Origin of the sequence: Thauera sp. SWB20 (assembly GCF_000831325.1) — a bacterium.
GTDB lineage: Bacteria > Pseudomonadota > Gammaproteobacteria > Burkholderiales > Rhodocyclaceae > Thauera > Thauera aminoaromatica.
This window is the reverse complement of the sequence record NZ_JTDM01000014.1, coordinates 63,299-85,740: the sequence shown is the minus strand read 5'-3', so window position 1 is coordinate 85,740 and position 22,442 is coordinate 63,299. Positions and strand designations below refer to the sequence as shown.

Genomic DNA, 22,442 nt, shown 5'->3' with positions numbered 1-22,442 from the left:
CCAGACCATGACGATCCGCGTGCGCCGCGCGTACGACCCACCCGCAGCCGGGGACGGCTGCCGGGTGCTGGTCGATCGCCTGTGGCCGCGCGGACTCGCGCGCGAGAACGCACGGATCGAGCACTGGCTGCGCGAGCTCGCGCCCTCGAGCGAGCTGCGCAAGTGGTTCGCCCACGACCCGGCGCGCTGGGACGAATTCCGCCGCCGCTACGCCGACGAGCTGCGCGCCCCCGCGGCCGCCGCGGCACTCGCCGAGTTGCACGGCCTGATCGCCGCGCATCCGGTCCTCACCCTGCTCCACGCCGCGCGCGACACCACGCACAACAACGCCGAGGCGCTGCGCCTGTGGCTGGCGTGCGGAGCCGCTTCCCGACCCGGCAATGCCTGACCCGGCGGCGGGCCGGCGCGCACGACGCCCGCGCCCGCGCATCCTGTTACCGGTACGCACGGCTGTAATCCGGACTGCGTGATAATCTGCATTGTGCAGTGCACAATGCAGACCTGCAGCTTGCCGGACAGGCGCCAAGGGACTCCCCTGCCGTCCGCCCGGACCCGAAGGGGGTTTCGATGTTTCGCTTGCCGTGGCCAACCAGGAAGGATGCCTCCACCCCCGTCGCGCTCGCGCTGCAGGGCGGTGGCGCGCATGGCGCGTACACCTGGGGCGTGCTCGACCGCCTGCTCGAGGCGGGAGTGCCGATCGAAGGCATCAGCGGCACCAGCGCCGGCGCGATGAATGCCGTGGCGCTCGCCGAGGGCTGGACCACGGGCGGGGCGGAGGGCGCGCGCGCCGCGCTCGACCGCTTCTGGACGGCCGTCGGCGACAGCGTTCCCTTCCACCTCGAGCTGCTGCAAAGCCTCAGCCCCTCGGGTGACGGCAGCCTCCCCTCGCCGATGAACATGATGCTCGGGCTCGCCCGCGTGTTCTCGCCCTATCAGCTCAACCCCTTCGAGCTCAATCCGTTGCGCGACGTGGTGCGCGCGCAGTTCGACTTCGAGCGCATCCGCCGCGCGTGCCCGCTCAAGCTCTTCATCGCCGCCACCGCGGTGCGCACCGGCAAGGTCAGGCTCTTCCGCACCGCCGAGCTCGGCGAAGCCGCCTTGCTGGCCTCGGCCTGCCTGCCCACGCTGCATCACGCGGTGGAGATCGACGGCGAGCACTACTGGGACGGCGGTTTCACCGCCAACCCGGCGATCTACCCGCTGCTCTACGAATGCGACACGCCGGACCTGCTGATGGTGCTGCTGAACCCTCTGCAGCACGAGCAGGCCCCCCGCAGCGCCGAAGACATCGCGGCGCGCAGCATGGAGCTCGGCTTCTCCACCACCTTCCTGCGCGAGATGCGCATGATCGCCCACGCCCGCCAGTTCATCGCCGAGCGTCCGCGCTGGTCGCCGATCGGCCGCCTCGAGCGCAAGCTGCTGCGCGAGCGCTTCCACCTGATCGATGCCCCCGAGCTCGGCGACGCCGGCAGCGCGAGCAAGCTCGATGCCACCGCCAGCGCCCTGCTCCGGCTGCGCGAACTCGGCCGCGCACGCGCCGAAACCTGGCTGCAGGCGCATGCCCACGAGGTCGGCCGGCGCGAGACGATCGATGTCGGCGCCCTGTTCCTGTGAGGCCTGCATGCCCGACACCGGCCCCGTGCGGGCGCAGCGCGGCGGCGCAGCGCCCCGCTACGGGGTTTCCAGCCCGTGCCAGGCTTCGCTCGCACTCGCGTAGAAGTGCGCGGGGATGCGCCGCTTCTCGAGCTCCTCGCCGAGCTTCATGCGCAGGAAGCCGTTGGCGGTGTAGCGGGTCACGGTGTGGTAATGGGCATCCATCAGTCCCTTCACCATCTCGACGTAGTCGTCCACCAGTTCCGGCACGATCGAGAAGCGGTCGTAGTTGACCACCGCATCCACCTTGCGCCCGAGTGGAGCGAGCGCGGCGCGCACCGCGTCGCGAATCGCGGCGATGTCCTGCGGGGTGCGCACCGACAGCCCCTCGAAGTCGACGAAGAACACGTCCTGCTGCGCGTCGTAGGCCAGCCGACGCCCGAGCGGAACGTCGAGCAGGTCGTGGCGCAAGCCCATCGGCGCGTCGGCGAAGATGCGCGCGTCCATCTGCACGGGCGGGCCCTTCATCACCGGTACGAAGTCCATGCGAGCGAGGATGTCGCGCTGCAGATCGATCCCCGGCGCGATCTCGATGAGCTCGAGTCCGTCCTCGCACAGCCGGAACACGCAGCGCTCGGTGACGTAGAGCACGTCCTGCCGCCACTTCGCCGCCTGCGTCCCGCTGAAGGTGCGATGCTCGACCGCGTCGACGAACTTCCTCGTCTCGCCCTCGCGGACGATGCGCAGGCATCCATCCTCCACCGCCACCTCCAGCCCGCCCGCGCTGAAGGTGCCGACGAAGACGACCTTCTTGGCATTCTGCGAGATGTTGATGAAGCCGCCCGCGCCCGCGAGCCGCGGGCCGAACTTCGACACGTTGAGGTTGCCCTCGCGGTCGGCCTGGGCGAGGCCGAGGAAGGCGATGTCCAGCCCGCCGCCGTCGTAGAAGTCGAACTGGCTGGGCTGGTCGATGATGGCCTGGGTGTTCACCGCCGCGCCGAAGCTCAGCCCGCCGGCGGGAATGCCGCCGACCACGCCCGGCTCGGCGGTGAGCGTGAGCAGGTCGATGAGCTTCTCCTCCGCGGCCACGGTCGCGACCCCCTCCGGCATGCCGATGCCGAGGTTCACCACCGCAGCCGACTGCAGCTCCATCGCGGCCCGGCGGGCGATGATCTTGCGCGCGCTCATCGGCATCGCGCAGATCGCCGACATCGGCACGCGGATCTCGCCGGAGAAGGCCGGGTTGTACTGCTCGCTGTAGGTCTGCATGTGGTGCTCGGGACGATCCGCCACCACCACGCAGTCGACCAGCACGCCCGGCACCTGCACCTGGCGCGGATTGAGCGAGCCGCGCTCGGCGATGCGCTCGACCTGCACGATGACGATACCGCCGGAGTTGCGCGCGGCCATGGCGATCGCGCGCGCCTCCAGGGTCAGCGCCTCCTTCTCCATGGTGACGTTGCCGTCGGGGTCGGCAGTGGTGCCGCGGATGATGCCGACGTGGATCGGAAAGGCCTTGTAGAACAGGTAGTCCTCGCCGTCGATCGGCATCAGCCGCACAAGATCCTCGGTGGTGCGCGCGTTGAGCTTGCCACCGCCGAAGCGCGGATCGACGAAGGTGCCCAGCCCGACCCGGGTCAGCGTGCCCGGCTTGCCGGCGGCGATGTCGCGGAACAGGTGCGTGATCACCCCCTGCGGCAGGTTCCAGGCCTCGATGCGGTTATCGACCGCAAGCGCCTGCAGGCGCGGCACCAGCCCCCAGTGGCCGCCGATCACGCGCGCCACCAGGCCCTCGTGGCCGAGGTGGTTGAGGCCGCGCGCCTTGCCGTCGCCCTGCCCGGCCGCATACACCAGGGTCAGGTCGCGCGGGCTGCCCGGGCCGCCCTCCGCCTCGAGGAAGCGTTTTTCGAGCGCGATCGCGACGCTCTCGGCAAAGCCGATGCCGACGAAGCCGCCGGTGGCGACCGTGTCGCCGCTGCGGATCAGGCGCACCGCCTCGCGCGCCGAAACGATCTTGCCGGTGTCGGCGGCGCGCAGCGACGCCACCATCGGATGCGTTTTTCTTGCCATGGCGGATCTCCCTCGCGCCGCGCCGGGAAGCGGCCGGACCGTGTTCGGCGGGTGATCACCACCACCAGCGCGACGAACGAAAAGACTACCCTATCCGGAGCGATCGAGCGCCAGGGCACGAGCCCTCCGCGGTCGCGACCGCGCAGTCATCGCCACATGTCGCGCATCTTCGCGGCGAGGTCGATCGCCGCCTGGCGCGAGGCCGGCGAGCCCTGGAGTTCGGGCGCAGGCAACGGCCAGCTCATCTGCTCGAAGTGCCCGAGCAGACGGTTGGGGATGAAGCGGCTGCGCCCGGCATAGACATGGCGATCGCCCAGGCCCGTCTGCTGGGTGACGTGGAAGCGCTGCGGCACGATCAGGTCGAGGGCGTCCTTCGCGCGCGTCATCGCCACATAGAGCAGGCGGCGCTCTTCCTCGATCTCGGCGCTGTCGCGCGTGGCGACGTCCGAAGGGATGCAGCCGTCGACCACGTTGAGCACGCTCACCGCGTTCCACTCCTGGCCCTTGGCCGAGTGGATGGTCGACAGGATCAGGTAGTCCTCGTCGAGCAGCGGCATGCCGGCCTCGGCGCTGGTGGCGCTGGGCGGATCGAGCGTGAGTTCGGTGAGAAAGCGCTGCCGGCTCGGGCTGGTGGCGGCGATGCGCGCGAGCTGCTGGATGTCGAGCACGCGCACCTGGAAATCGTCGTACAGGCGCGGCATCTGCGCCTCGTACCAACGGCAGGCGAGCTCGAAGTCGGTCGGCCACGGCAGGCCGCCCCTCGCCCCGCCCGCAAGACCCTCCGCACGGACAGGCGCGGTGGTTCGTGCAGGAGCGCCGCCAGGCGCGAATGCGGCGGTCGAGGCCTCCTCCCGCCCGGAAAGCCGGTCGACCAGCGTGGCGAACTCCAGCCACCCCGGGCGCGCCGCCTCCGGCACCGGCTGCTCGGCGAGCAGCACGCAGCCCGGCGGCGCGCTGCAGACGTTGTCGAGCACGCGCCCGGCGGTCCTGGGGCCGATGCCGGCGAGCAGCTGGATGGCACGGAAGCCGGCGATGCGGTCGCGCGGGTTCTCCGCCCAGCGCAGGAGCGCGAGCACGTCCTTGACGTGGGCGGCCTCGAGGAACCTGAGCCCGCCGTACTTCACGAAGGGGATGTTGCGCCGGGTCAGCTCCAGTTCCAGGCGTGCGCTGTGCGCCGAGGCGCGGAACAGCACCGCCTGCTGCTTGAGCTTCAGCCCTTCCTCGCGGCGCGCCAGCACGCTGTCGACCACGAAGTCCGCCTGCGCCGCCTCGTCCTTCACCGTCACCAGGCGCGGGCGCTGCGCCGAGGCGCGCTCGCTCCACAGGTTCTTGGCGAAGCGCTCGGCGGCGAGCGCGATCACCGCGTTGGCGGCGTCGAGGATGGGCTGGGTGGAGCGGTAGTTGCGCTCCAGCGTCACCACCCGCGCCGGCGGCGCGAAGGCCGCCGGGAAGTCGAGGATGTTGCGCACCGTGGCGCCGCGGAAGGCGTAGATCGACTGCGCGTCGTCGCCGACCACGGTCAGGCCGCGGCCGTCCGGCTTCATCGCGAGCAGGATCGCCGCCTGCAGCGCGTTGGTGTCCTGGTATTCGTCGACCAGCACGTGGTCGAAGAGGCCGCCGATTTCGGCACCGAGCTCCGCCTCGCCCACCATCTGCGCCCAGTACAGCAGCAGGTCGTCGTAGTCGAGCACCTGCTGCGCCTGCTTGGCCTCGACGTAGGCGCGGAACAGGCGCTTGAGCTCGTCCTCCCACTGCGCGCACCACGGGAAGCTCGCCTGCAGCACCTCGGCGAGCGCGGCGCGCGTGTTGACCACCGCCGAATAGATCGCCAGGCAGGTGCCCTTCTGCGGGAAGCGCTGCTTCGTCGCCGACAGCCCGAGCTCGTGGCGCACCAGGTTCATCAGGTCGGCGGAGTCCTCGCGGTCGTGGATGCTGAAGCCGGGGTCGAGCCCGATGCGGCCGGCGTGGTCGCGCAGCAGGCGCGCGCCGATGGCGTGGAAGGTGCCCGCCCACTGCAGCTCGGCGCGCGCCAGGCCGGGACGGTCGGCGGCGGCCTGCGCGAGGATGCGACGCACGCGCCGGCCCATCTCGTCCGCGGCGCGGCGCGAGAAGGTCAGCAGCAGGATGCGCGCGGGATCGGCCCCGGCCGCCACGAGGCGCGCCACGCGGTGCGCGAGCGTGCCGGTCTTGCCCGAGCCGGCGCCGGCGATCACCAGCAGCGGCCCGGCGTCGATGCGGCCATCGGCGCCGATGCCGTGCCCGACCGCGGCGCGCTGGGCGGGGTCGAGCGCCGCGAGCGGATCGGCGGCCGGCGGCCGCGGGGAGGAGGTCTTGGAGCGAGGCTCGAAGTTCGGCCCGGGAAGGGTCTCGATAGGGGGCGACATGGCTGTAAGTATATTCAGCCTCGGCGCGCGCAGATAGCCGCGGCAGAGGCGATCGCTCCAGAATGTGCACAGCACCGACCGACCACCGGAGATCCGCGATGCCCGCCCCCGAACCACTTCTGCCGAGCAGCCTGCAGCCACGCCGCGTGATCCTCTTCAGCGGCCACATGATCGATGCGCCCGGCCGTGCCGAACCGCGCTTCCCGCCCGCACTCGCGCCCGCGGCGGCGGCGCGCATCGCCGAAGCGCTCGATCGCCTGGAGGCCGGCCCGCTCGACCTCGGCCTCACCCAGGGCGCGGCGGGCGGCGACCTGCTCTTCGCCGAGGCGGCGCAGGCGCGCGCGCTGCCGCTGCTCTTCCTGCAGCCCTTCGGCGAGGACGAGTTCATCGCGCGCTCGGTACGCCCGGTGAGCGCGGGCGAGCAGTGGGTGGCGCGCTACCGCGCGGTGGCCGCCCGCCTCGCCAGCCCGCCGCACGCCATGCCGCCCGCCCCCGCGGCCGCGGCCGACAACCCCTTCGAGCGCTGCAACCGCTGGCTGCTCGACACCGCGCTCGCCTGCGGCGGCGAACGCGTCTGGCTGCTGTGCCTGTGGGACGGGCGCCGCGGCGACGGCGCCGGGGGCACCGCGCATATGGTCGAGGAGGTAAGCCGCCACCGCGGCCACGTCCTCCACATCGACACCCGCGAGCTGCGACCGCACGATCCGGCTGGCAGCCCCCCGCTGCCGGACTAGGCTGAATCGAGCCGGGCGCGGCAGGCCCGCAATCCGAAGGTCCAGCGCAGACCCCTCATGACCGCGACGGCGGCCACGCCTGGGAGATCGCCTGCGGCGGATCCGCGACGCGATCTGAGCCCCCGCCCCCGACCGGGGGCGCGCTGCGCGCGATCAGCCGCGCACGCCCCCGCGCAGGAAGCGCCCGGTGTCGAGGAAGTGCAGGGTCTGGATCAGGCAGGCGCGCGACCACAGCATCTGCATGTGGGTGACCGGCAGCACGGTGTGGTCGCGCGCGCCCGGCCAGCGCGTCTCGGCCACCGTCACCATGCCGTCGTTGGGCTTCTCCATGCCGGGCACGATGCGCCCCATGCCGACCGGGCGGTTGCCGGCGACCACGCCGATCTCGTAGCCGGGCGGCACCTCGGGCAGCGGCCGCGCCAGCCACTGCGGCAGCACGCGGCCGAGCGCGCCGCGCAGGAGCGGGACGCGCAGGATGCGCTCGCCCGCATGGGACCCGCAGCACGGCGAACCGAGCAGGACCACGCGGCCGATGCCTTCCGGATGATGGCGGGCGAGCATGTTCAGCACGACACAGCCGCCCAGGCTGTGCCCGACCAGATGCAGCGGCCGGCGGCCGAGCGCGGCGATGTGCGCCGCAAGATCATCTGCTGCGCCGTCGAGCGAGCCGAGCAGCGAATGCCATGAGAACACCCGGCTCTCGCGCCCCATGCGGCGCAGCTCGCGACGGTGCGCGGAAAACACCACGCCGTGCATCCACAGGCCGTGGACGAAGAGGATCACGGACTCCGCGCCGGCTACCACAAGCGCCCCCGCGTTCCACGCACAAGACAGGCAGGGGCACCCTGCAGGAAAGGGGGTATCCCTCTCCTTGCGCGCACTTCATGCAAATCCTGCAGCTCGACACACCGGAAAAATCTCAATATTTGAGATTTATATTCACATATTGACATGGCTTTCCTCAAACCCCAGCATTCATCGCTTTAATCGATTATCCAGTTTGGATTCCACCCAGCCGCGTACCGGACAAATGCGAGTCCTCGAGAGCCGCAGGCAGCCTGTCGGTACCCAATGAAGGAACTACACTCCATGTCCAACCAGCTCGCAACCCCCCTCCGCCGCCGCATCCTCGCGACAGGCCTCGCCCTCGCCGCTTTCGCACTCGCCGGATGCTCGGGCGAACAGAAAGGCACGCAACCCGCGACCACAGCGACGAACCAGAAGCTGGTGATCACGGTCGGCCACGCCGCCACGGAGTCCAACACCGGCCACAAGGGGCTGGTCGAGTTCAACCGCCTGCTGGGCGAAAAGACGGGCGGCCGCATCAGCCTGGAGATCTACCCCAACTCGCAGCTCGGCAGCGAACGCGAGCTGATCGAAGCGGTGCAACTGGGCAGCGTCGGCATGACCTTCGTGTCCTCGGCCCCGCTGGGCGGCTTCAAGAAGGAGTTCTTCGCCCTCGACCTGCCCTTCGTGTTCAAGGATCGTCCCACCGTCTACAAGGTGCTCGACGGCGAACCCGGCCAGTACCTGCTGAAGAGCCTCCAGGACATCAACATCCAGGGCCTCGGCTTCTGGGAGAACGGTTTCCGCCAGCTCAGCAACAGCAAGGTGGCGGTGAAGACGCCGGATGACCTGAAGGGCATCAAGATGCGCACGATGGAGAACGAGGTCCACCTCGCCGCCTGGAAGGAGCTGGGTGCCAACCCGGCGCCGCTGGCCTTCGGCGAGCTGTTCACCGCGCTGCAGCAGGGCACCTTCGATGCCCAGGAAACCCCGATCAACCTGTTCCGCGACATGAAGTTCTTCGAGGTGCAGAAGTTCATCACCAAGACCGGCCACCTCTACTCGCCCTTCGTCATCCTGATGAGCAAGCCGCTCTACGACGGTCTGAGCGAGGCCGACAAGCAGGCCATGGCCGAAGCCTTCGAAGCCGCCAAGGCGTACCAGCGCGACCTCGCGCAGAAGAGCGACGCCGAGGCCGAAGCGCAGATGACCGGCATCACCTTCACCGAATTGAGCGACGCCGAGAAGGAAGCCTTCCGCGCCAAGATGGGGCCGGTGTACGACCTGGTGAAGAAGAAGGCCGGCGAGGAAATCGTCAAAAAGGTGCTGCAGGCCACCAACTAAGCCTGCGACGCCCCGGCCGCACGCAGCCGGGGCGCCGTCCTTTCGGCCCCGGCGTTCGTCCGGCGCGGCCCGCGACCCCGAGAGACCCCATGCTCAAGAAACTCGATGATCACTTCGAGGAGGCACTGATCGTCCTGCTGATGGCAGCGATGACCGTCCTCATCGTCGTGCAGATCTTCATGCGCTACGTCGTCCAGGAATCCCTGACCTGGTCCGAAGAACTGGCCCGCTATATCTTCGTGTGGGCGACCTACCTCGGGGTGGCCTACGGCGTGAAGAAGAATGCCCACATCTGCGTGGAGGCGGTGACCGGCTACCTGCCCGCCCGCATCAGGGAGATCACCTACATCGTGGCCCAGGTGGTGTTCCTGCTGTTCGCTGCGCTGGTGGTCAAGGAAGGCTTCGTGCTGAGCATGAAGATCTTCAAGTTCGGCCAATCGTCGGCGGCGCTCGGCATGCCGATGGGGGTGATCTACCTGGCGCCGACGGTCGGTTTCGCGCTCGTGTTCATCCGCCTCGTTCAAAACATCGTCGCGGGATTCAAGCGCCTGCGCACCTTGGGGGTGGCAGCATGATCTCCCTGATCCTGTTCGGGCTGTTCGCCCTGCTGATGATCGTGGGCGTGCCGATCGGCATCTCGCTCGGCATCGCGGCGATGGCGGCGCTCGGCTACGGCGGCGTGGTCGACAGCAGCTATCTGGCGCAGAGCCTGGTGACCTCGATCGACTCCTTCCCGCTGATGGCGGTGCCCTTCTTCATCCTCGCCGGCGACCTCATGGGCCACGGCGGCATCTCGCGCCGCCTGCTCGAAGTCGGCGAGATCCTGTTCGGCCGTTACACCGGCGGCCTCGGCCTGGTCGCCGTGGCCACCTGCATGTTCTTCGCCGCGATCTCGGGCTCGGGCCCGGCGACGGTGGCGGCGATCGGCGGCATCCTGTTCCCGGCCATGCTCAAGCGCGGCTACGACCGCAACTTCTCGGTCGGCCTGGTCGCGTCCGCAGGCTGCATCGGCGTGGTGATTCCGCCCAGCATCCCGATGGTGATCTACGCGACCTCCTCCGGCGCCTCGGTGTCCAGCCTCTTCCTCGCGGGGGTCGTCCCGGGTGTGCTGATCGGCGTGGTGCTGATGCTGATGAGCTGGTTCATCGCGCGCAAGGCCGGTTACCACGGCATCGAGCGCAGCTACACCGGCGCCGAGATCTTCCGCATCCTGTGGGACGCCAAGTGGGCGCTGCTGGTGCCGGTGATCATCCTCGGCGGCATCTACGGCGGCATCTTCACCCCGACCGAAGCCGCGGCGGTGGCGGTGGCCTACGGCTTCTTCGTCGGCGTTTTCGTCTACAAGGACCTCAAGCTCGCCGAGGTCTACAAAGTGCTGGCACACTCCGCCCTGACCTCCGCGACGGTGATGGTGATCGTCGGCACGGCGACGGTGTTCGGCCGCGTGCTGGCGATCGAAGGCATCCCGGTCAAGCTGGCCAACGAGATCGTGGCCCTGACCAGCGATCCGATCATGATCCTGCTGCTGATCAACGTGCTGTTCCTGGTGGTCGGCTGCTTCATGGAGACGCTGGCGGCGATCATCATCCTGACCCCGATCCTGCTCCCGGTGGTGCTGAAGGTGGGCGTCGATCCGGTGCATTTCGGCATCCTGATGATCGTCAACCTGGCGATCGGGATGGTCACCCCGCCGATGGGCATCAACCTGTTCGTCGGCTCGCGGGTCGGCAACGCCCAACTGGAAGGCGTCATTCGTGGCGCGACGCCCTTCCTGCTGTCGATGATCGTGGTGCTGCTGGTATTGACCTACGTGCCGCAGATCACCCTGTGGCTGCCCAACCTGATGAAGTGATCGCAACGCTGTCGAGAGAGCCGAGCCGATGACCGCACTGAATGCCTCTTCCGCTGCCGCGCTGGAAGCCCTGACCGCCGTTTTCGGCGCCGACGTGCTCCCCGGCGATGCCAGTCCGAAGTACCTGCAGGACTGGAGCGGCTGCGCCGGCGGCCAGCCGCTGGCGATCCTGCGCCCGCGCAGCACCGACGAACTGTCGCGCATGCTGGCGATCTGCCACGCCCACGGCCAGGCGGTGGTGCCGCAGGGCGGCCTCACCGGCCTGTGTGGCGGCGCGGTGCCGGCCGGCGGCGAGGTGGTGGTGTCGCTCGAGCGCATGAACCGCATCGAGCGCATCGACATCGATTCGGGCACCGTCATCGTCGAGGCCGGGGCGATCCTGCAGACGGTGCAGGAAGCCTGCCGCGACGCCGGCGCGCTGCTCGCGGTCGACCTCGGCGCGCGCGGCTCCTGCCAGGTGGGCGGCAACGTGTCGACCAACGCGGGCGGCAACCGGGTGATCCGCTACGGCAACACCCGCGACCTGGTGCTCGGGCTCGAGGTGGTGCTCGCCGACGGCACGGTGTTGAGCATGCTCAACCAGATGGTCAAGAACAACGCCGGCATGGACCTCAAGCATCTCTTCATCGGCAGCGAGGGCGTGCTCGGCATCGTCACCAGGGTGGTGTTCAAGCTGCAGCCGCTGCCCAAGGGCGTGAGCACCGCGGTGGTCGCGCTGCACGACTACCCCGCCGCGCTGCGCTTCCTGCGCCATGCGCAGCAGAGCCTGTCCGGACAGGTCAGCGCCTTCGAGATCATGTGGAACGACTACCTGGTCACCGCGGTCGCTGCCGGCAAGCTGCGCGCGCCGCTCGACACGAACTATCCGGTGTACGTGCTGATCGACATGCACTGCGGCCAGCCGGAGACCGACGCCGGGCGCTTCGAGGCGATGCTGGAACAGGCCATCGAGGCGGGCTGGATCCTCGACGGCGCGGTGGCGCAGTCGGTGGCCGAGGCCGAAGCCTTCTGGGCGATCCGCGATGGCGTCGCCGAAGTGCTGCGCGACTATGCGCCGACGCTCAACTTCGACGTCTCGGTGCCGATCGCGCAGATCGGCGAGTGCGCAGCGCGCATCCGCGCCGAGCTCGACCGCGACTGGCCGGCGCTCAAGGCGCTGTTCTTCGGCCACGTCGGCGACGGCAACCTGCATGTGGTGGTGTGCAAGGTGCCGAGCGACCACGACAGCCAGATGCGCATCGAGGACGCGGTGTATTCGGTGGTGCGCAGCTACGGCGGCTCGATCTCGGCCGAGCACGGCATCGGCACGCTCAAGCGCGACTGGCTGCACTACTCGCGCAGCGAGTCCGAACTCGCGCTGATGCGCACGCTGAAGCAATCCCTGGATCCGAAGAACATCCTCAATCCGGGCAAGATGCTGTGAGCGCAGGCGCGCCGCTCAGCCTTCAGCGCGGGCCCCGAGTTCCGCGCTGATGGCGCGCGCCGTGTTGCGGACCTCGCTGGCGAGCGATTGCATGCGCTGGGGGTCCATGTACTGACGTGCCGACGACACGCTGACCGCGGCAATGATGCGCATGCTGCCGTCCCTGATCGGCGCGGCGACGCAGCGCACCGAGGTGTCGTTCTCGCCGACGTCCTCGGCGCAATCGAGGCCGACGTAGCTGCGCATCGTGGCCAGCCATTCATCCTGGGTGTAGGGCGCGACCACGTGGGCGAAATCCTTGCGGAAACAATGCCGCCAGAAGTCCTCGCTGCGGTCGAGGATCAGGGCCTTGCCGACCCCGGTCGAACACACCGGCTTGCGCGCGCCGATGCTGGAGCTGATCTCCACCGCGCGCCGGCCGGGGATCTTGTCGAGGTAGGTGACTTCGTCGTGCACCAGCGCGGCAAGGTGGATGGTGTCGTGCGTCCGGCTGGCGAGTTCCTCCATGTGGGGCCGCGCGAGCTTGCGGATGTCGGCCTCGCGATAGGCGATGAAGCCCAGCTCCATGAACTTCTGCCCGAGGGCGTAACCCTTGCGCGGCTCGAACCTGAGGTAATTGCGCTCGGCGAGCGACGACGCCAGGCGATGCGTGGTGCTGAGACTGAGGCCGGTGACCGTGGCGATCTCGGCGACGGTACGGGCGCCGCTTGCGATCGCCTCGAGGATGTCGAGTCCACGCAACATGGTCTGGCCCTTCTTGGGGGCGTCGGGGCTGGTGGCGCGGGGCTTGATGTCGTTCATGCGGCGGCGTCTCGGTTCGATGGGCTGAAGCTTCGCGCGGCGCCTCGCCGGCGCCCGCGCTCGTTTGCCCTTTCTCAGTTGCCCCTCAGTTGCCCTTGAGCTGCCGTGCCGTCAGCGCCGGATTGTCGCCGCTGTAGGCGGCCTTGATCGCGTCCCAGGCCTCCTCGGCGGTCTCGGCGTAGTGGAACAGGTTCTTGTCCTCCGGGCTGATCACGCCGTGCTCGACCAACACGTCGAAGTCGATCAGGCGCTGCCAGAAGTCGCGCCCGATGAGCACGATCGGGCGGCGGCGGATCTTGCGCGTCTGGGTCAGCGTCAGCACCTCGAACAGCTCATCCAGCGTGCCCAGCCCGCCCGGGAAGCTCACCAGCGCCACCGCGCGCATCAGGAAGTGCATCTTGCGGATCGCGAAGTAGTGGAACTGGAAGCACAGCTCGGGCGTGATGTAGGGGTTGGGCGCCTCCTCGAAGGGCAGGAAGATGCTCATCCCCATGCTGCGCCCGCCGGCGTCGAAGGCGCCGCGGTTGCCCGCTTCCATGATCCCCGGCCCGCCGCCGGTGGCGACGATCACCGGCTCGCCGAGCGCGTCCGCCTCGCGCGTCACCAATTCGCCGAAGCGGCGCGCCTCGTCGTACCAGCGCGCGTTCTTCACCATCTGCTGCGCGCGCCGGATCGCGGCCTCGTCGCCGCTCGCCACCGCGTCGTCCACCATCTGCGCGGCCACCTCCGGCGCCTTGAAGCGCGCGCTGCCGAACACGACCACGGTCGATTCCACCCCCTGTTCCTGCTGCACCAGCTCGGCCTTGAGCAGTTCGAGCTGCAGGCGCACCGGGCGCAACTCCTCGCGCAGCAGGAAGTCGGTGTCGGTGAAGGCCATGCGGAAGGAACTGCCGGGGCCGTCATAGCGGCCGTGGGGCTGGGCGGCCTTGGCCTCGTCTTCGGCGGAGGGGAAGTTGCGGGCGCGCAGGGGGGTGTTCTTGCTCATCGGAAAATCCATCCGGTTCGGGGACCCGCATCATCGCATCCGTGCGTGACAGGACGCGAGCCCCCGCCGCGCCGGGCGCACGATCAATCCCCGCCCGCCACTTCCTCGCCGAAGGCGCGCGCGCAGTCGAGGAAGCGCGCCAGGCAGGGATTGGCATTGTTCGCGGCCCAGATCACGCCCTGCTCGATCACGCGCGGCGACGAGATCGGCCGGAACACCGCGCCCGGCAGTTGCATCCGGCTCATCGAGCGCGGCACCAGCGACACGCCGAGGCCCTCCGCCACCAGGTTGACGATGGTCTGCTGGAGGTGAGTCTCGAGGCGGATACGCGGCTCGAAACCATGCTCGCGGCAGCACCCGGCCACCAGCGCGTGCAGCGCCGGCGCGGTGGCGGCGGGAAAGGTGATGAAGGGTTCGTCGGCCAGCTCGCCCACCGCCACCACCGCGCTTGCGGCCAAGCGATGGCCTGCCGGGAGCACCGCCCACAACGGCTCCGCATGCACCCTCAGGTACTCCAGCCCGTCGGGGCGCTGCCACGGAAAGGCGATGCCGACATCGGCGCGGCCGGAGAGCAGGGCCTCGTCGAGTTCGCGCGGCACCACCTCGCTCAACTGGATCTCGGCGGCGGGGAAGGCGTCGCCATAGCGCCGGATCAGCGCCGGCAGCACGTTCCACGCCGCGCTCATGGTGAAGCCCACGCGCAGCACGCCGCGCTCGCCGCGCGCGGTGGCCTGGGTGCTGCGCACCGCGCCATCGAGCGCAGCGAGGACGCGCACCGCGTGCTCGTGAAAATGCCGCCCGGCCGCGGTCAGCTCGACCTGGCGCGAGCTGCGCACAAACAGCGCGACACCGAGCGTGTCCTCGAGCGCGGCGATCTGCCGGCTGAGCGGCGGCTGGGTGATGTGCAGTTGGGTGGCGGCACGGCCGAAATGCAGCGTGTCGGCCAGCGCCACGAAGTAGCGCAACTGGCGAAGCTCGATCGTCATCGATACGCCTTGAGTATCAATTAAAGCCAAATATGGAATTGGACGGTATCGATCGACACCCTTACGCTTGACTCAACACCTCGGGAGTCACGCGCATGTCCGCCATCGTCAACGTCGTCCTGCCCATCTTCGGCCTCATCCTGGCCGGCTACGTCTGTCGGCGCAGCGGCCGCCTGGGCGAGACGGCGTCGAACGAGCTCAGCCGTTTCGTGGTCTGGCTGGCGCTGCCGGCGCTGCTGTTCAATGTAACCGCCACCGCGAGCTGGGAACAGCTCTGGCAGCCGGGCTTCATCGCGTCGGTGTGTGCCGGCTGCGCGCTGGTGTTCGCGGCAACGGTGGCGTTGCGCGTGCGCAAGTCGGGCCGGCTGGTCGACGCCAGCATCGACGGCCTGAGCGCGGCCTACGCCAACACCGGCTTTCTCGGCATCCCGCTGTGCGCGCTGGTGTTCGGCGACGCCGGGCTGATGCCGGCGATCGTCGCCACCCTGATCGTGGCCTGCCTGCTGTTCGCAGTCGGCATCGTGCTGGTCGAGATCGGCCTGCAGAAGGAGAAGCATCCGCTGCGCGCGCTGCTTAAGGTGGCGCGTGCGCTCGCCGCCAACCCGCTGCTGGTCGCGCCGGTGCTCGGCTGCACCTGGGCGGCCTTCGGTGCCGAGCTGCCCGCCTCCGCCGCGCGCTTCCTGTCCCTGCTCGGCGCAGCGGCGACGCCGTGCGCGCTGGTGTCGATCGGCCTCTTCCTCGCCCAGAAGCACGAGGGGCAGCACGACGGCGCAACCGGGCTGGTGCTCGCCAAGCTGCTGTTGCAGCCTGCGATCACCGCCTTTCTCGCCTTCCGCGTGTTCGAGCTGCCGGCGCTGTGGGCAGGCGCGGCCCTGCTGCTGAGCGCACTGCCGACCGGCACCGGCCCGTTCATGCTGGCGAGCTACTACGGCCGCGACGCCGCCCTGGTCGCGCGCGTGATCCTGCTCACCACGGTGGGGTCGGTGGTGACGATCTCGGTCTGCCTACATCTGCTCGCCACCCAAATGCCCGCATGACCACGAATCAGCGCCCGTCCCAACGCGCGACCGACTCGGTCGATACGCCCTGCTCGCGCGCCGCACGTGCCTGTGCGGCCAAGGCACTCAGAAAGCCCGGCCGCGCCTGCAGCCGCCGCCAGTAGGCCAGGGTCGCCGGCTTGAAGCGGTCCTGCAGACCGATGTCCTCGGCCAGCATCAGCGCGTAGCCGACCGCGACATCGGCCGCGGTGAAGCGCCCCGCGCACAGGAACTCGGACTTTTCGAGCCGCGGTTCGAGCGTGCGCAGGCGCGACAGGAACCAGCGCGTGTAGTCCTCGGCCGCCTGCGGCAGGCGGCGCTCGGGCGGCTCGAAGCGGCCGTAGCGCAGGATCAGCGTCTGCGGAAAGGTCAGCGTCGCCTCGCCGAAATGCAGGAAGTTGAGATAAGCGCCAAAGTCGGCCTCGTCTGCGCCGACGTCGAGCGCGTGCGGGGAATGGCGTACCGCCAGGTACTGGCAGATCGCCGCCGACTCGCTCATCCACACGTCGTCCTCCAGGAAGGCCGGTATGGTGCCGAGCGGATTCACCGCGAGGTACTGCTCGTCCCGGCTGCGGGGCGGAAAGGGCAGCACCTTCAGCTCATAAGGCAGCCCGAGCTCTTCCAGCATCCATAAGGCGCGGAAGGATCGTGCGTTGATGCAGTGATAGAGGGTGATCGTCATCGGCATTGCGCTCCGGAACATTGCAGCGCAAGCCGACCACGGCGGACGGGCGAGGAGGCTGAACGCTGGCGAAAGCTTACCCCAGCAGCGCCACCGACTTGATCTGCGCCCACATCCGCCGCCCGGGGCGCAGCACCAGTTGCTCGGCGGCGCGTCGGGTGATGCGGGCGATCAGCGCCGTGCCGCCTGCATCCAGCCCCACCAGCACATGGGCCGGCGAGTCGGCGCCGACCACTTCGGTCACCGTCGCCGGCAGCAGGTTCTGGATGCTGGTGCCCTCCACCTTGTGGTCGGCGAGGCTGACGTCGCGGGCGTGGATGCGGAAGCGCAGGCGGCGGCCGAGGGCCACGGGCTGGCGCTGCACCCACACCGCGCCGCCGGGGAAATCCAGCCGGGTGAGGTGGTCGTGGTCGTCATGTTCGGCCACCGTGCCGTCGACCACCACCCCGGCATCCTCGGTGAAGGCGGTGGGCAGGTCGAGCCGCGCCATGGTGGCGTGCAGTTCGCCGGCGGCCATCACCTTGCCCGCACCGAGCATGACCACGTGGTCCGCAAGCCGCACGACCTCGTCGGGCGAATGGCTGACATACAGCACCGGGATGTCGAGTTCATCGTGCAGGCGCTCGAGGTAGGGCAGGATCTCCTGCTTGCGCTTGTGGTCGAGCGCGGCGAGCGGCTCGTCCATGAGCAGGATGCGCGGGCTGGTGAGCAGCGCGCGCGCCATGCCGACGCGCTGGCGCTCGCCGCCGGAGAGGCGATCGGGCATGCGTACGAGCAAGGCCTCGATGCCGAGCAGGGCCACCGCTTGGTCGAGCTGCACGCGGCGCGCCGCCGCCGGGATGCGACGCAGGCCGAACTCGAGGTTGCGCCGCACCGACAGGTGGGGGAACAGGCTCGTCTCCTGGAAGACGTAGCCGAGCTCGCGGCGGTGAGTGGGCACCCGGATGCCGTGCGCGTCGTCCTGCCAGCCTTCGCCGTTGACCACCAGGCGGCCGCGCGCCGCCGGCTCCAGCCCGGCGACGCAGCGCAACAGCGTGGTCTTGCCCGAGCCGGAGTGACCGAACAGCGCGGTGACGCCGCGCCCGGGCAGGCGCAGGTCGACGTCGAGGCGGAAGCCGGCGTAGTCCACCGCGAAGCGCGCCTCGATGCCGGCGGCCGGCGCGGTCGCGCCTTGGGCGCCGCCGGTTGCGCCGGTTGCGCCGGTTGCGCCGGTTGCGCCGGTTGCGCCGGTTGCAGCGGTTGCAGCGGTTGCAGCGGTTGCCAGCGGATGGTCGGCCATCAGCCCACCCCTCCACCCGCATTGCCGCGCCGCCGTCCATAGAGCACCAGCAGCACCACGAAGCTGAACGCCAGCATGCCGCCCGACAGCCAGTGCGCCTGGGCGTACTCCAGCGCCTCGACGTGGTCGTAGATCGCCACCGAGACCACCCGCGTCCTGTCGGGGAGGTTGCCGCCGATCATCAGCACCACGCCGAACTCGCCCACAGTGTGGGCGAAGCCGAGGATGGTGGCGGTGACGAAGCCCGGCCGAGCCAGCGGCAGCGCGACGTTGAAGAAGCGGTCCCAGGGCCCGGCGCGCAGCGTGGCGGCGACCTCCAGCGGGCGGCGGCCGATGGCCTCGAAGGCGTTGGCGAGCGGCTGCACGACGAAGGGCAGCGAGTAGACCACCGAGCCCACCACCAGTCCTGAAAAACTGAACGGCAAGAGGCCGAGGCCGAGCGCCTCGGTGAGCCGGCCGAGCGGCCCGTTCGGGCCCATCGCCACCAGCAGGTAGAAGCCGATCACCGTCGGCGGCAGCACCAGCGGCAGCGCCACGACCGCGCCGACCACGCCCTTCCAGCGCGAGCGGGTGCACGCCAGCCACCACGCCAGCGGCGTGCCGAGCAGCAGCAGCAGCATGGTGCTGACCGCGGCGAGCTCGAGGGTGAGGCGGATGGCGGACCAGTCGGCGCCGGTCAGGTTCGGCATGGAGGGCGAATGAAGGGGGCAGGATCGTCAGGACGGCGCGCCCATGCGGCGGCGGGCCCCATTGTGCCGCGCCGGAGAGCACTCGTGTAGGCGCGACGCAAATCGCGATCCCACGCGTCCCGAGACGCGACGGCTTTCGTGGGAGCGACGCAAGTCGCGATCCCATGCGTCCCGAGACGCGACGGTTTTGGTGGGAGCGACGCAAGTCGCGATCCCATGCGTCCCGAGGCGCGACGGTTTTCGTGGGAGCGACGCAAGTCGCGATCCGGCAGCGCCGCTCCGCAGCCCCCGCTCACCGCCCCGCGGACACGGCCGGCAGCTCGAAGCCATAGCGCCGCAGCACCGCGCGCGCCGACTCGCTGCCGATGAACTCGGCAAAAGCCGTGGCGAGCGGCTTGCCGGCGGCAGCGCGGGTGAGCATGAAGCCCTGCTCCAGCGGCTCGTGCAGGCCGGCGTCGATCAGCGTGTAGCCCCCCTGCGCAGCCAGCACCGGGTTGAGCGCCAGCGACAGCGCGATGATGCCCACCGCGGCGTTGCCGGTCTGCACGAACTGCGCGGTCTGGGCGATGTTCTCGCCCTGCACCAGCCTCGGCTGCACCGCTTCCCACACGCCGGCGGCGCGCAAGGCCTCCTCGGCGCGCTTGCCGTAGGGGGCGTGGCGCGGGTTGGCGATGGCGATGCGGCCGATCGCCGGGTCAGCGAGATCCTTCAGTTCGAGCATGCGCGCGTCGCGCGTCGCGCTCCACAGCACGATGCGACCGAGCGCGTAGGGCCGGGTCGTGCCGTGGGCGAGGCCCTCGGCCTCGAGCGTGCGCGGGTAGGTGATGTCGGCGGAGAAATAGAGATCGAAGGGCGCGCCCTGGCGGATCTGCGTGGCGAACTTGCCCGAGGAGCCGTAGACGACTTCGACAGTGTCGCCCGGATGCGTGCGGCCGAACTCGGCCACGATCTCGTCGAGCGCGAACTTGAGGTCGGAGGCCGCCGCCACCGTGATGCGCTCGCCCGCCGCGGCGTGGGGTCCGAATACGCCTGCGGCCAGGGCGAGCAGGGCGCCCAGCACACGACGGCGCAGGGGCAAGTTGGACAGGCACATCGATCGTTCTCCTCCAGTTGAGCACTTGGCCTGCAGCGTTACGCCAGCACAGCCGACACGGCAGGCCGGCACCGCGGCCACATGAGACCGCGACTTGCGTCGCGCCTGCAAGCCCCCCGGCACACCGGAGGCTGGAGACGCGGCGGTTTTTGTGGGAGCGACGCAAGTCGCGAGCGGGCGGCGCCGTCATGCGCTTGCGCTCGCTTCGCCGCTGCAATCGCGACTTGCGTCGCTCCTACAGTGCAGCTCGATCGTACGAGACGGGAATTCACGCAGCCGCGGCGGCTTTCGTCGGAGCGACGCAAGTCGCGAGCGGGCGGCGCCGTCATGCGTTTGCGTTCGCTTCGCCGCTGCAATCGCGACTTGCGTCGCTCCTACAGTGCAGCTCGATCGTACGAGACGGGAATTCACACAGCCGCGGCGGTTTTCGTCGGAGCGACGCAAGTCGCGAGCGGGCGGCGCCGTCATGCGCTTGCGTTCGCTTCGCCGCTGCAATCGCGACTCGCGTCGCTCCTACAGTGCAGCTCGATCGTACGAGACGGGAATTCACGCAGCCGCGGCGGTTTTCGTGGGAGCGACGCAAGTCGCGAGCGGGCGGCGCCGTCATGCGCTTGCGCTCGCTTCGCCGCTGCAATCGCGACTCGCGTCGCTCCTACAGTGCAGCTCGATCGTACGAGACGGGAATTCACGCAGCCGCGGCGGCTTTCGTGGGAGCGACGCAAGTCGCGAGCGGGCGGCGCCGTCATGCGCTTGCGCTCGCTTCGCCGCTGCAATCGCGACTCGCGTCGCTCCTACAGTGCAGCTCGATCGTACGAGACGGGAATTCACGCAGCCGCGGCGGCTTTCGTGGGAGCGACGCAAGTCGCGAGCGGGCGGCGCCGTCATGCGCTTGCGCTCGCTTCGCCGCTGCAATCGCGACTCGCGTCGCTCCTACAGTGCAGCTCGATCGTACGAGACGGGAATTCACGCAGCCGCGGCGGCTTTCGTGGGAGCGACGCAAGTCGCGAGCGGGCGGCGCCGTCATGCGCTTGCGCTCGCTTCGCCGCTGCAATCGCGACTCGCGTCGCTCCTACGAGAATCCTCGTCGCCGCTCTTCGCGGGCGCCTCACGCCTCACGCCTCACGCCTCACGCCTCACGCCTCACGCCCAAGCAGGCTCCCCTGCACGAAGCGCCAGATCAGCGTCGATGCATCCGGCCCCTGCGGGTCGCTGAAGTGCTCGCCGGCGGCGCCGCCGCTCCAGGCATGGCCGAGGCGCTCGACCTCGCACAGGCGGACGCATACCCGGCGGCGCGCGCGCCAGTCGGTCACCATCATCGCGCGGCGCGCCCCGCGTTGCACCCGGCGGGGATCGGCGGCGCGCACGCCGAGCGCGGCGGCCCACTGCTCGGCAGCGGCGTGGGCGTTGCGTACCGACACCACGTGGTCGTCGCTGCCGTGGATCACCAGCAGCGGCGGTCGGTTCCCGCGCTCGACCGCGATCGAGGGCAGGCTGCGGCCGCGCATCGCTGCCAGCGCCCCGGCCGCCGAGCGCGCCGCGCCCGGGGCGACGCCGGCGTGCATCGCGACCGCGCAGAAGCGCTCCGGCCAGCGCACCGCGAGCAGGCCCGCCATGCTCGCCCCCGCCGACAGGCCGGCCACTGCCACCGCCTCGCGGTCGACCGGGTAGAGCAGGCAGGCCTGGTCGATCGCCGCGATCAGGGTCGCCGCCTCGGCCTCGGCGCGATGGCTGCGCGTGTCGTACCAGTTCCAGCAGCCCTGCGGGTTGGCGGCCAGGTCCTGCTCCGGGTAGAGCACCAGGAAGCGCTCGCGCGCGGCGAGCCGGTCCATGCGCGTGCTGCGCGCGAAGGCCGCGGCGTTCTGGCCGCAGCCGTGCAGCATCACCAGCAGCGGCAGGCGTTCGCTGCTGCGCACGCCTGCCGGACGAAAAAGCCGGAAGCGGCGCAGGCCCGCCGGCCCGATCGCCTGTCCGGTGATCCAGTCGCCGGCCGACACCGGCAGGCGGTAGGGCGCGGACATCGCCTCGACCCCGCGCGCTGCGGCCTTGCCGGCGGCATCCGCGCCGGCGCGGAGCGCGCGCCGGGTCATCGCGGTGGTGGCGCGCTCGATGGCACGCAACAGGGGCGAAGGGCGGACGCGGCGGCTCACCACACTACCCTCCTGTCGCTGCGCCACCCCCTCCCCGAGAGAGGAGAGCGCCAGCCTTCGGGCAGCCGTGCAGACCTGCTCACGCCAGACGATCGTCGCAGGGCGCCGCGTTGCGCGTTCGTGCAGCGGAGGGCGAGTTGGCCGACAGCGGATTGGCGGACCCAGCCGCGGCGAGGTCCGTTCGCGCCGCCCTCATCGGCCGCCGCGCTCCTCGCGCGCCACCGCGGCGAGCTCGCGCAGGTACCAGGCCGCGTAGCCGTAGCCGGCGAGCGCGACCAGGGCGGAATAAAGCAGCTCGCCTTCAAGCGCATGGCCGGCGAGCATGTTGGTGACGACGACGAAGCTCAGGTAGAGCGCGGCGACCATGCCGCCGAAGATGCGGATGAGGGCGAAGGTCTTGCGCTGCTTGAGGGTGGGCTGGGCCATGGGTAGACGGGGCGGGACAAGGAGACAGGCGGCAGGGTAGCCGATTCCGGCCTTGCCGGCATCGGCCGGGGGAGCGCAGCGCAACACTGCGCACAGGCGTGCTGGCCTACGGCGGCAACGCGCCGGATAAT

Annotated in this window: 20 protein-coding genes; 8 read left to right on the top strand and 12 right to left on the bottom strand. The window is 70.0% G+C overall.

Translation table 11 applies throughout. From position 1 onward, the window contains the following. The first annotated feature begins 7 nt into the window (after positions 1-7). Positions 8-388: a DUF488 domain-containing protein gene (locus PO78_RS05380; protein WP_004313065.1), complete on the top strand. Its 381-nt coding sequence runs from the start codon at positions 8-10 to the stop codon at positions 386-388. A gap of 179 nt (positions 389-567) precedes the next feature. Beyond that, positions 568-1,614, top strand: coding sequence for a patatin-like phospholipase family protein (locus PO78_RS05375; RefSeq protein WP_012584503.1), 1,047 nt, complete (start codon positions 568-570; stop codon positions 1,612-1,614). Positions 1,615-1,671: 57 nt separating this feature from the next. On the opposite strand, the gene PO78_RS05370 is transcribed toward PO78_RS05375, so the two are convergent. Next, positions 1,672-3,663: an acyl CoA:acetate/3-ketoacid CoA transferase gene (locus tag PO78_RS05370; RefSeq protein WP_043742569.1), complete on the bottom strand. Its 1,992-nt coding sequence runs from the start codon at positions 3,661-3,663 to the stop codon at positions 1,672-1,674. 146 nt (positions 3,664-3,809) lie between these two features. Continuing rightward, positions 3,810-6,047, bottom strand: a complete 2,238-nt coding sequence (locus PO78_RS05365) for an ATP-dependent helicase (protein ID WP_043742566.1) — start codon at positions 6,045-6,047, stop codon at positions 3,810-3,812. A 98-nt stretch (positions 6,048-6,145) separates the two neighbouring features. Here PO78_RS05365 and PO78_RS05360 point away from each other — a divergent pair, with 98 nt between their 5' ends. Further along, positions 6,146-6,781, top strand: coding sequence for a hypothetical protein (locus PO78_RS05360; RefSeq protein WP_052484365.1), 636 nt, complete (start codon positions 6,146-6,148; stop codon positions 6,779-6,781). A gap of 153 nt (positions 6,782-6,934) precedes the next feature. Here the strand turns inward: PO78_RS05360 and PO78_RS05355 are convergent, their stop codons facing one another. Continuing rightward, the gene (locus tag PO78_RS05355; protein ID WP_231570627.1) at positions 6,935-7,564 is read right to left on the bottom strand and encodes an esterase/lipase family protein; all 630 of its coding nucleotides are present in this window, start codon (positions 7,562-7,564) and stop codon (positions 6,935-6,937) included. Between the two features lie 306 nt (positions 7,565-7,870). Between PO78_RS05355 and PO78_RS05350 the strand changes: the two genes are divergently transcribed. The 4 genes from PO78_RS05350 (at position 7,871) to PO78_RS05335 (ending at position 12,186) form a co-directional block, all read left to right on the top strand. Beyond that, positions 7,871-8,911, top strand: a complete 1,041-nt coding sequence (locus PO78_RS05350) for a TRAP transporter substrate-binding protein (protein ID WP_043742564.1) — start codon at positions 7,871-7,873, stop codon at positions 8,909-8,911. 89 nt (positions 8,912-9,000) lie between these two features. Continuing rightward, on the top strand, positions 9,001-9,486 hold the full coding sequence (locus PO78_RS05345; RefSeq protein WP_004318962.1) for a TRAP transporter small permease: 486 nt from the start codon (positions 9,001-9,003) through the stop codon (positions 9,484-9,486). Then, a complete protein-coding gene (locus PO78_RS05340; protein ID WP_043742560.1) occupies positions 9,483-10,763 on the top strand; it encodes a TRAP transporter large permease in 1,281 nt (426 codons plus the stop codon). Before PO78_RS05345 ends, PO78_RS05340 begins: the two co-directional genes overlap by 4 nt. Positions 10,764-10,791: 28 nt before the next feature. Next, the gene (locus PO78_RS05335) at positions 10,792-12,186 is read left to right on the top strand and encodes an FAD-binding oxidoreductase (protein ID WP_043742559.1); all 1,395 of its coding nucleotides are present in this window, start codon (positions 10,792-10,794) and stop codon (positions 12,184-12,186) included. 15 nt (positions 12,187-12,201) lie between these two features. Here PO78_RS05335 and PO78_RS05330 read toward each other — a convergent pair whose 3' ends face one another. The 3 genes from PO78_RS05330 to PO78_RS05320 form a co-directional block, all read right to left on the bottom strand. After that, positions 12,202-12,987: an IclR family transcriptional regulator gene (locus tag PO78_RS05330; RefSeq protein WP_052484364.1), complete on the bottom strand. Its 786-nt coding sequence runs from the start codon at positions 12,985-12,987 to the stop codon at positions 12,202-12,204. Between the two features lie 85 nt (positions 12,988-13,072). Further along, positions 13,073-13,972 (bottom strand): LOG family protein, encoded by a 900-nt coding sequence (locus tag PO78_RS05325; RefSeq protein WP_043742556.1) that lies wholly within the window; start codon positions 13,970-13,972, stop codon positions 13,073-13,075. 83 nt (positions 13,973-14,055) lie between these two features. Beyond that, the gene (locus PO78_RS05320) at positions 14,056-14,958 is read right to left on the bottom strand and encodes a LysR substrate-binding domain-containing protein (protein WP_043742554.1); all 903 of its coding nucleotides are present in this window, start codon (positions 14,956-14,958) and stop codon (positions 14,056-14,058) included. A gap of 95 nt (positions 14,959-15,053) precedes the next feature. On the opposite strand from PO78_RS05320, the gene PO78_RS05315 reads away from it, so the two are divergent. Beyond that, the gene (locus PO78_RS05315; protein ID WP_043742552.1) at positions 15,054-15,995 is read left to right on the top strand and encodes an AEC family transporter; all 942 of its coding nucleotides are present in this window, start codon (positions 15,054-15,056) and stop codon (positions 15,993-15,995) included. A gap of 7 nt (positions 15,996-16,002) precedes the next feature. Here PO78_RS05315 and PO78_RS05310 read toward each other — a convergent pair whose 3' ends face one another. The 6 genes from PO78_RS05310 to PO78_RS05285 all read right to left on the bottom strand — a co-directional run bounded on the left by PO78_RS05310 (position 16,003) and on the right by PO78_RS05285 (position 22,311). Next, a complete protein-coding gene (locus PO78_RS05310; RefSeq protein ID WP_043742755.1) occupies positions 16,003-16,677 on the bottom strand; it encodes a glutathione S-transferase family protein in 675 nt (224 codons plus the stop codon). Positions 16,678-16,753: 76 nt separating this feature from the next. Next, a complete protein-coding gene (gene modC / locus PO78_RS05305) occupies positions 16,754-17,956 on the bottom strand; it encodes a molybdenum ABC transporter ATP-binding protein (protein WP_197068736.1) in 1,203 nt (400 codons plus the stop codon). Next, positions 17,956-18,645, bottom strand: a complete 690-nt coding sequence (modB, locus tag PO78_RS05300; RefSeq protein WP_043742550.1) for a molybdate ABC transporter permease subunit — start codon at positions 18,643-18,645, stop codon at positions 17,956-17,958. Before modB ends, modC begins: the two co-directional genes overlap by 1 nt. A 292-nt stretch (positions 18,646-18,937) precedes the next feature. Beyond that, on the bottom strand, positions 18,938-19,738 hold the full coding sequence (gene modA, locus PO78_RS05295) for a molybdate ABC transporter substrate-binding protein (RefSeq protein WP_043742547.1): 801 nt from the start codon (positions 19,736-19,738) through the stop codon (positions 18,938-18,940). A 1,133-nt stretch (positions 19,739-20,871) separates the two neighbouring features. After that, positions 20,872-21,885, bottom strand: a complete 1,014-nt coding sequence (locus PO78_RS05290; RefSeq protein WP_043742751.1) for an extracellular catalytic domain type 1 short-chain-length polyhydroxyalkanoate depolymerase — start codon at positions 21,883-21,885, stop codon at positions 20,872-20,874. Between the two features lie 192 nt (positions 21,886-22,077). Continuing rightward, a complete protein-coding gene (locus tag PO78_RS05285) occupies positions 22,078-22,311 on the bottom strand; it encodes a hypothetical protein (protein ID WP_004309500.1) in 234 nt (77 codons plus the stop codon). Positions 22,312-22,442: the final 131 nt, after the last annotated feature.

Excerpts from the sequence above, each read along its gene's own strand:
- modA (WP_043742547.1), bottom strand. The coding sequence starts at position 19,738 with ATGTGCCTGTCCAACTTGCCCCTGCGCCGTCGTGTGCTGGGCGCCCTG.
- PO78_RS05360 (WP_052484365.1), top strand. The coding sequence starts at position 6,146 with ATGCCCGCCCCCGAACCACTTCTGCCGAGCAGCCTGCAGCCACGCCGC.
- PO78_RS05310 (WP_043742755.1), bottom strand. The coding sequence starts at position 16,677 with ATGACGATCACCCTCTATCACTGCATCAACGCACGATCCTTCCGCGCC.
- PO78_RS05380 (WP_004313065.1), top strand. The coding sequence starts at position 8 with ATGACGATCCGCGTGCGCCGCGCGTACGACCCACCCGCAGCCGGGGAC.
- modB (WP_043742550.1), bottom strand. The coding sequence starts at position 18,645 with ATGCCGAACCTGACCGGCGCCGACTGGTCCGCCATCCGCCTCACCCTC.
- PO78_RS05370 (WP_043742569.1), bottom strand. The coding sequence starts at position 3,663 with ATGGCAAGAAAAACGCATCCGATGGTGGCGTCGCTGCGCGCCGCCGAC.
- PO78_RS05335 (WP_043742559.1), top strand. The coding sequence starts at position 10,792 with ATGACCGCACTGAATGCCTCTTCCGCTGCCGCGCTGGAAGCCCTGACC.
- PO78_RS05345 (WP_004318962.1), top strand. The coding sequence starts at position 9,001 with ATGCTCAAGAAACTCGATGATCACTTCGAGGAGGCACTGATCGTCCTG.
- PO78_RS05350 (WP_043742564.1), top strand. The coding sequence starts at position 7,871 with ATGTCCAACCAGCTCGCAACCCCCCTCCGCCGCCGCATCCTCGCGACA.
- modC (WP_197068736.1), bottom strand. The coding sequence starts at position 17,956 with ATGGCCGACCATCCGCTGGCAACCGCTGCAACCGCTGCAACCGCTGCA.
- PO78_RS05365 (WP_043742566.1), bottom strand. The coding sequence starts at position 6,047 with ATGTCGCCCCCTATCGAGACCCTTCCCGGGCCGAACTTCGAGCCTCGC.
- PO78_RS05325 (WP_043742556.1), bottom strand. The coding sequence starts at position 13,972 with ATGAGCAAGAACACCCCCCTGCGCGCCCGCAACTTCCCCTCCGCCGAA.
- PO78_RS05320 (WP_043742554.1), bottom strand. The coding sequence starts at position 14,958 with ATGACGATCGAGCTTCGCCAGTTGCGCTACTTCGTGGCGCTGGCCGAC.
- PO78_RS05340 (WP_043742560.1), top strand. The coding sequence starts at position 9,483 with ATGATCTCCCTGATCCTGTTCGGGCTGTTCGCCCTGCTGATGATCGTG.
- PO78_RS05315 (WP_043742552.1), top strand. The coding sequence starts at position 15,054 with ATGTCCGCCATCGTCAACGTCGTCCTGCCCATCTTCGGCCTCATCCTG.
- PO78_RS05330 (WP_052484364.1), bottom strand. The coding sequence starts at position 12,987 with ATGAACGACATCAAGCCCCGCGCCACCAGCCCCGACGCCCCCAAGAAG.
- PO78_RS05285 (WP_004309500.1), bottom strand. The coding sequence starts at position 22,311 with ATGGCCCAGCCCACCCTCAAGCAGCGCAAGACCTTCGCCCTCATCCGC.
- PO78_RS05375 (WP_012584503.1), top strand. The coding sequence starts at position 568 with ATGTTTCGCTTGCCGTGGCCAACCAGGAAGGATGCCTCCACCCCCGTC.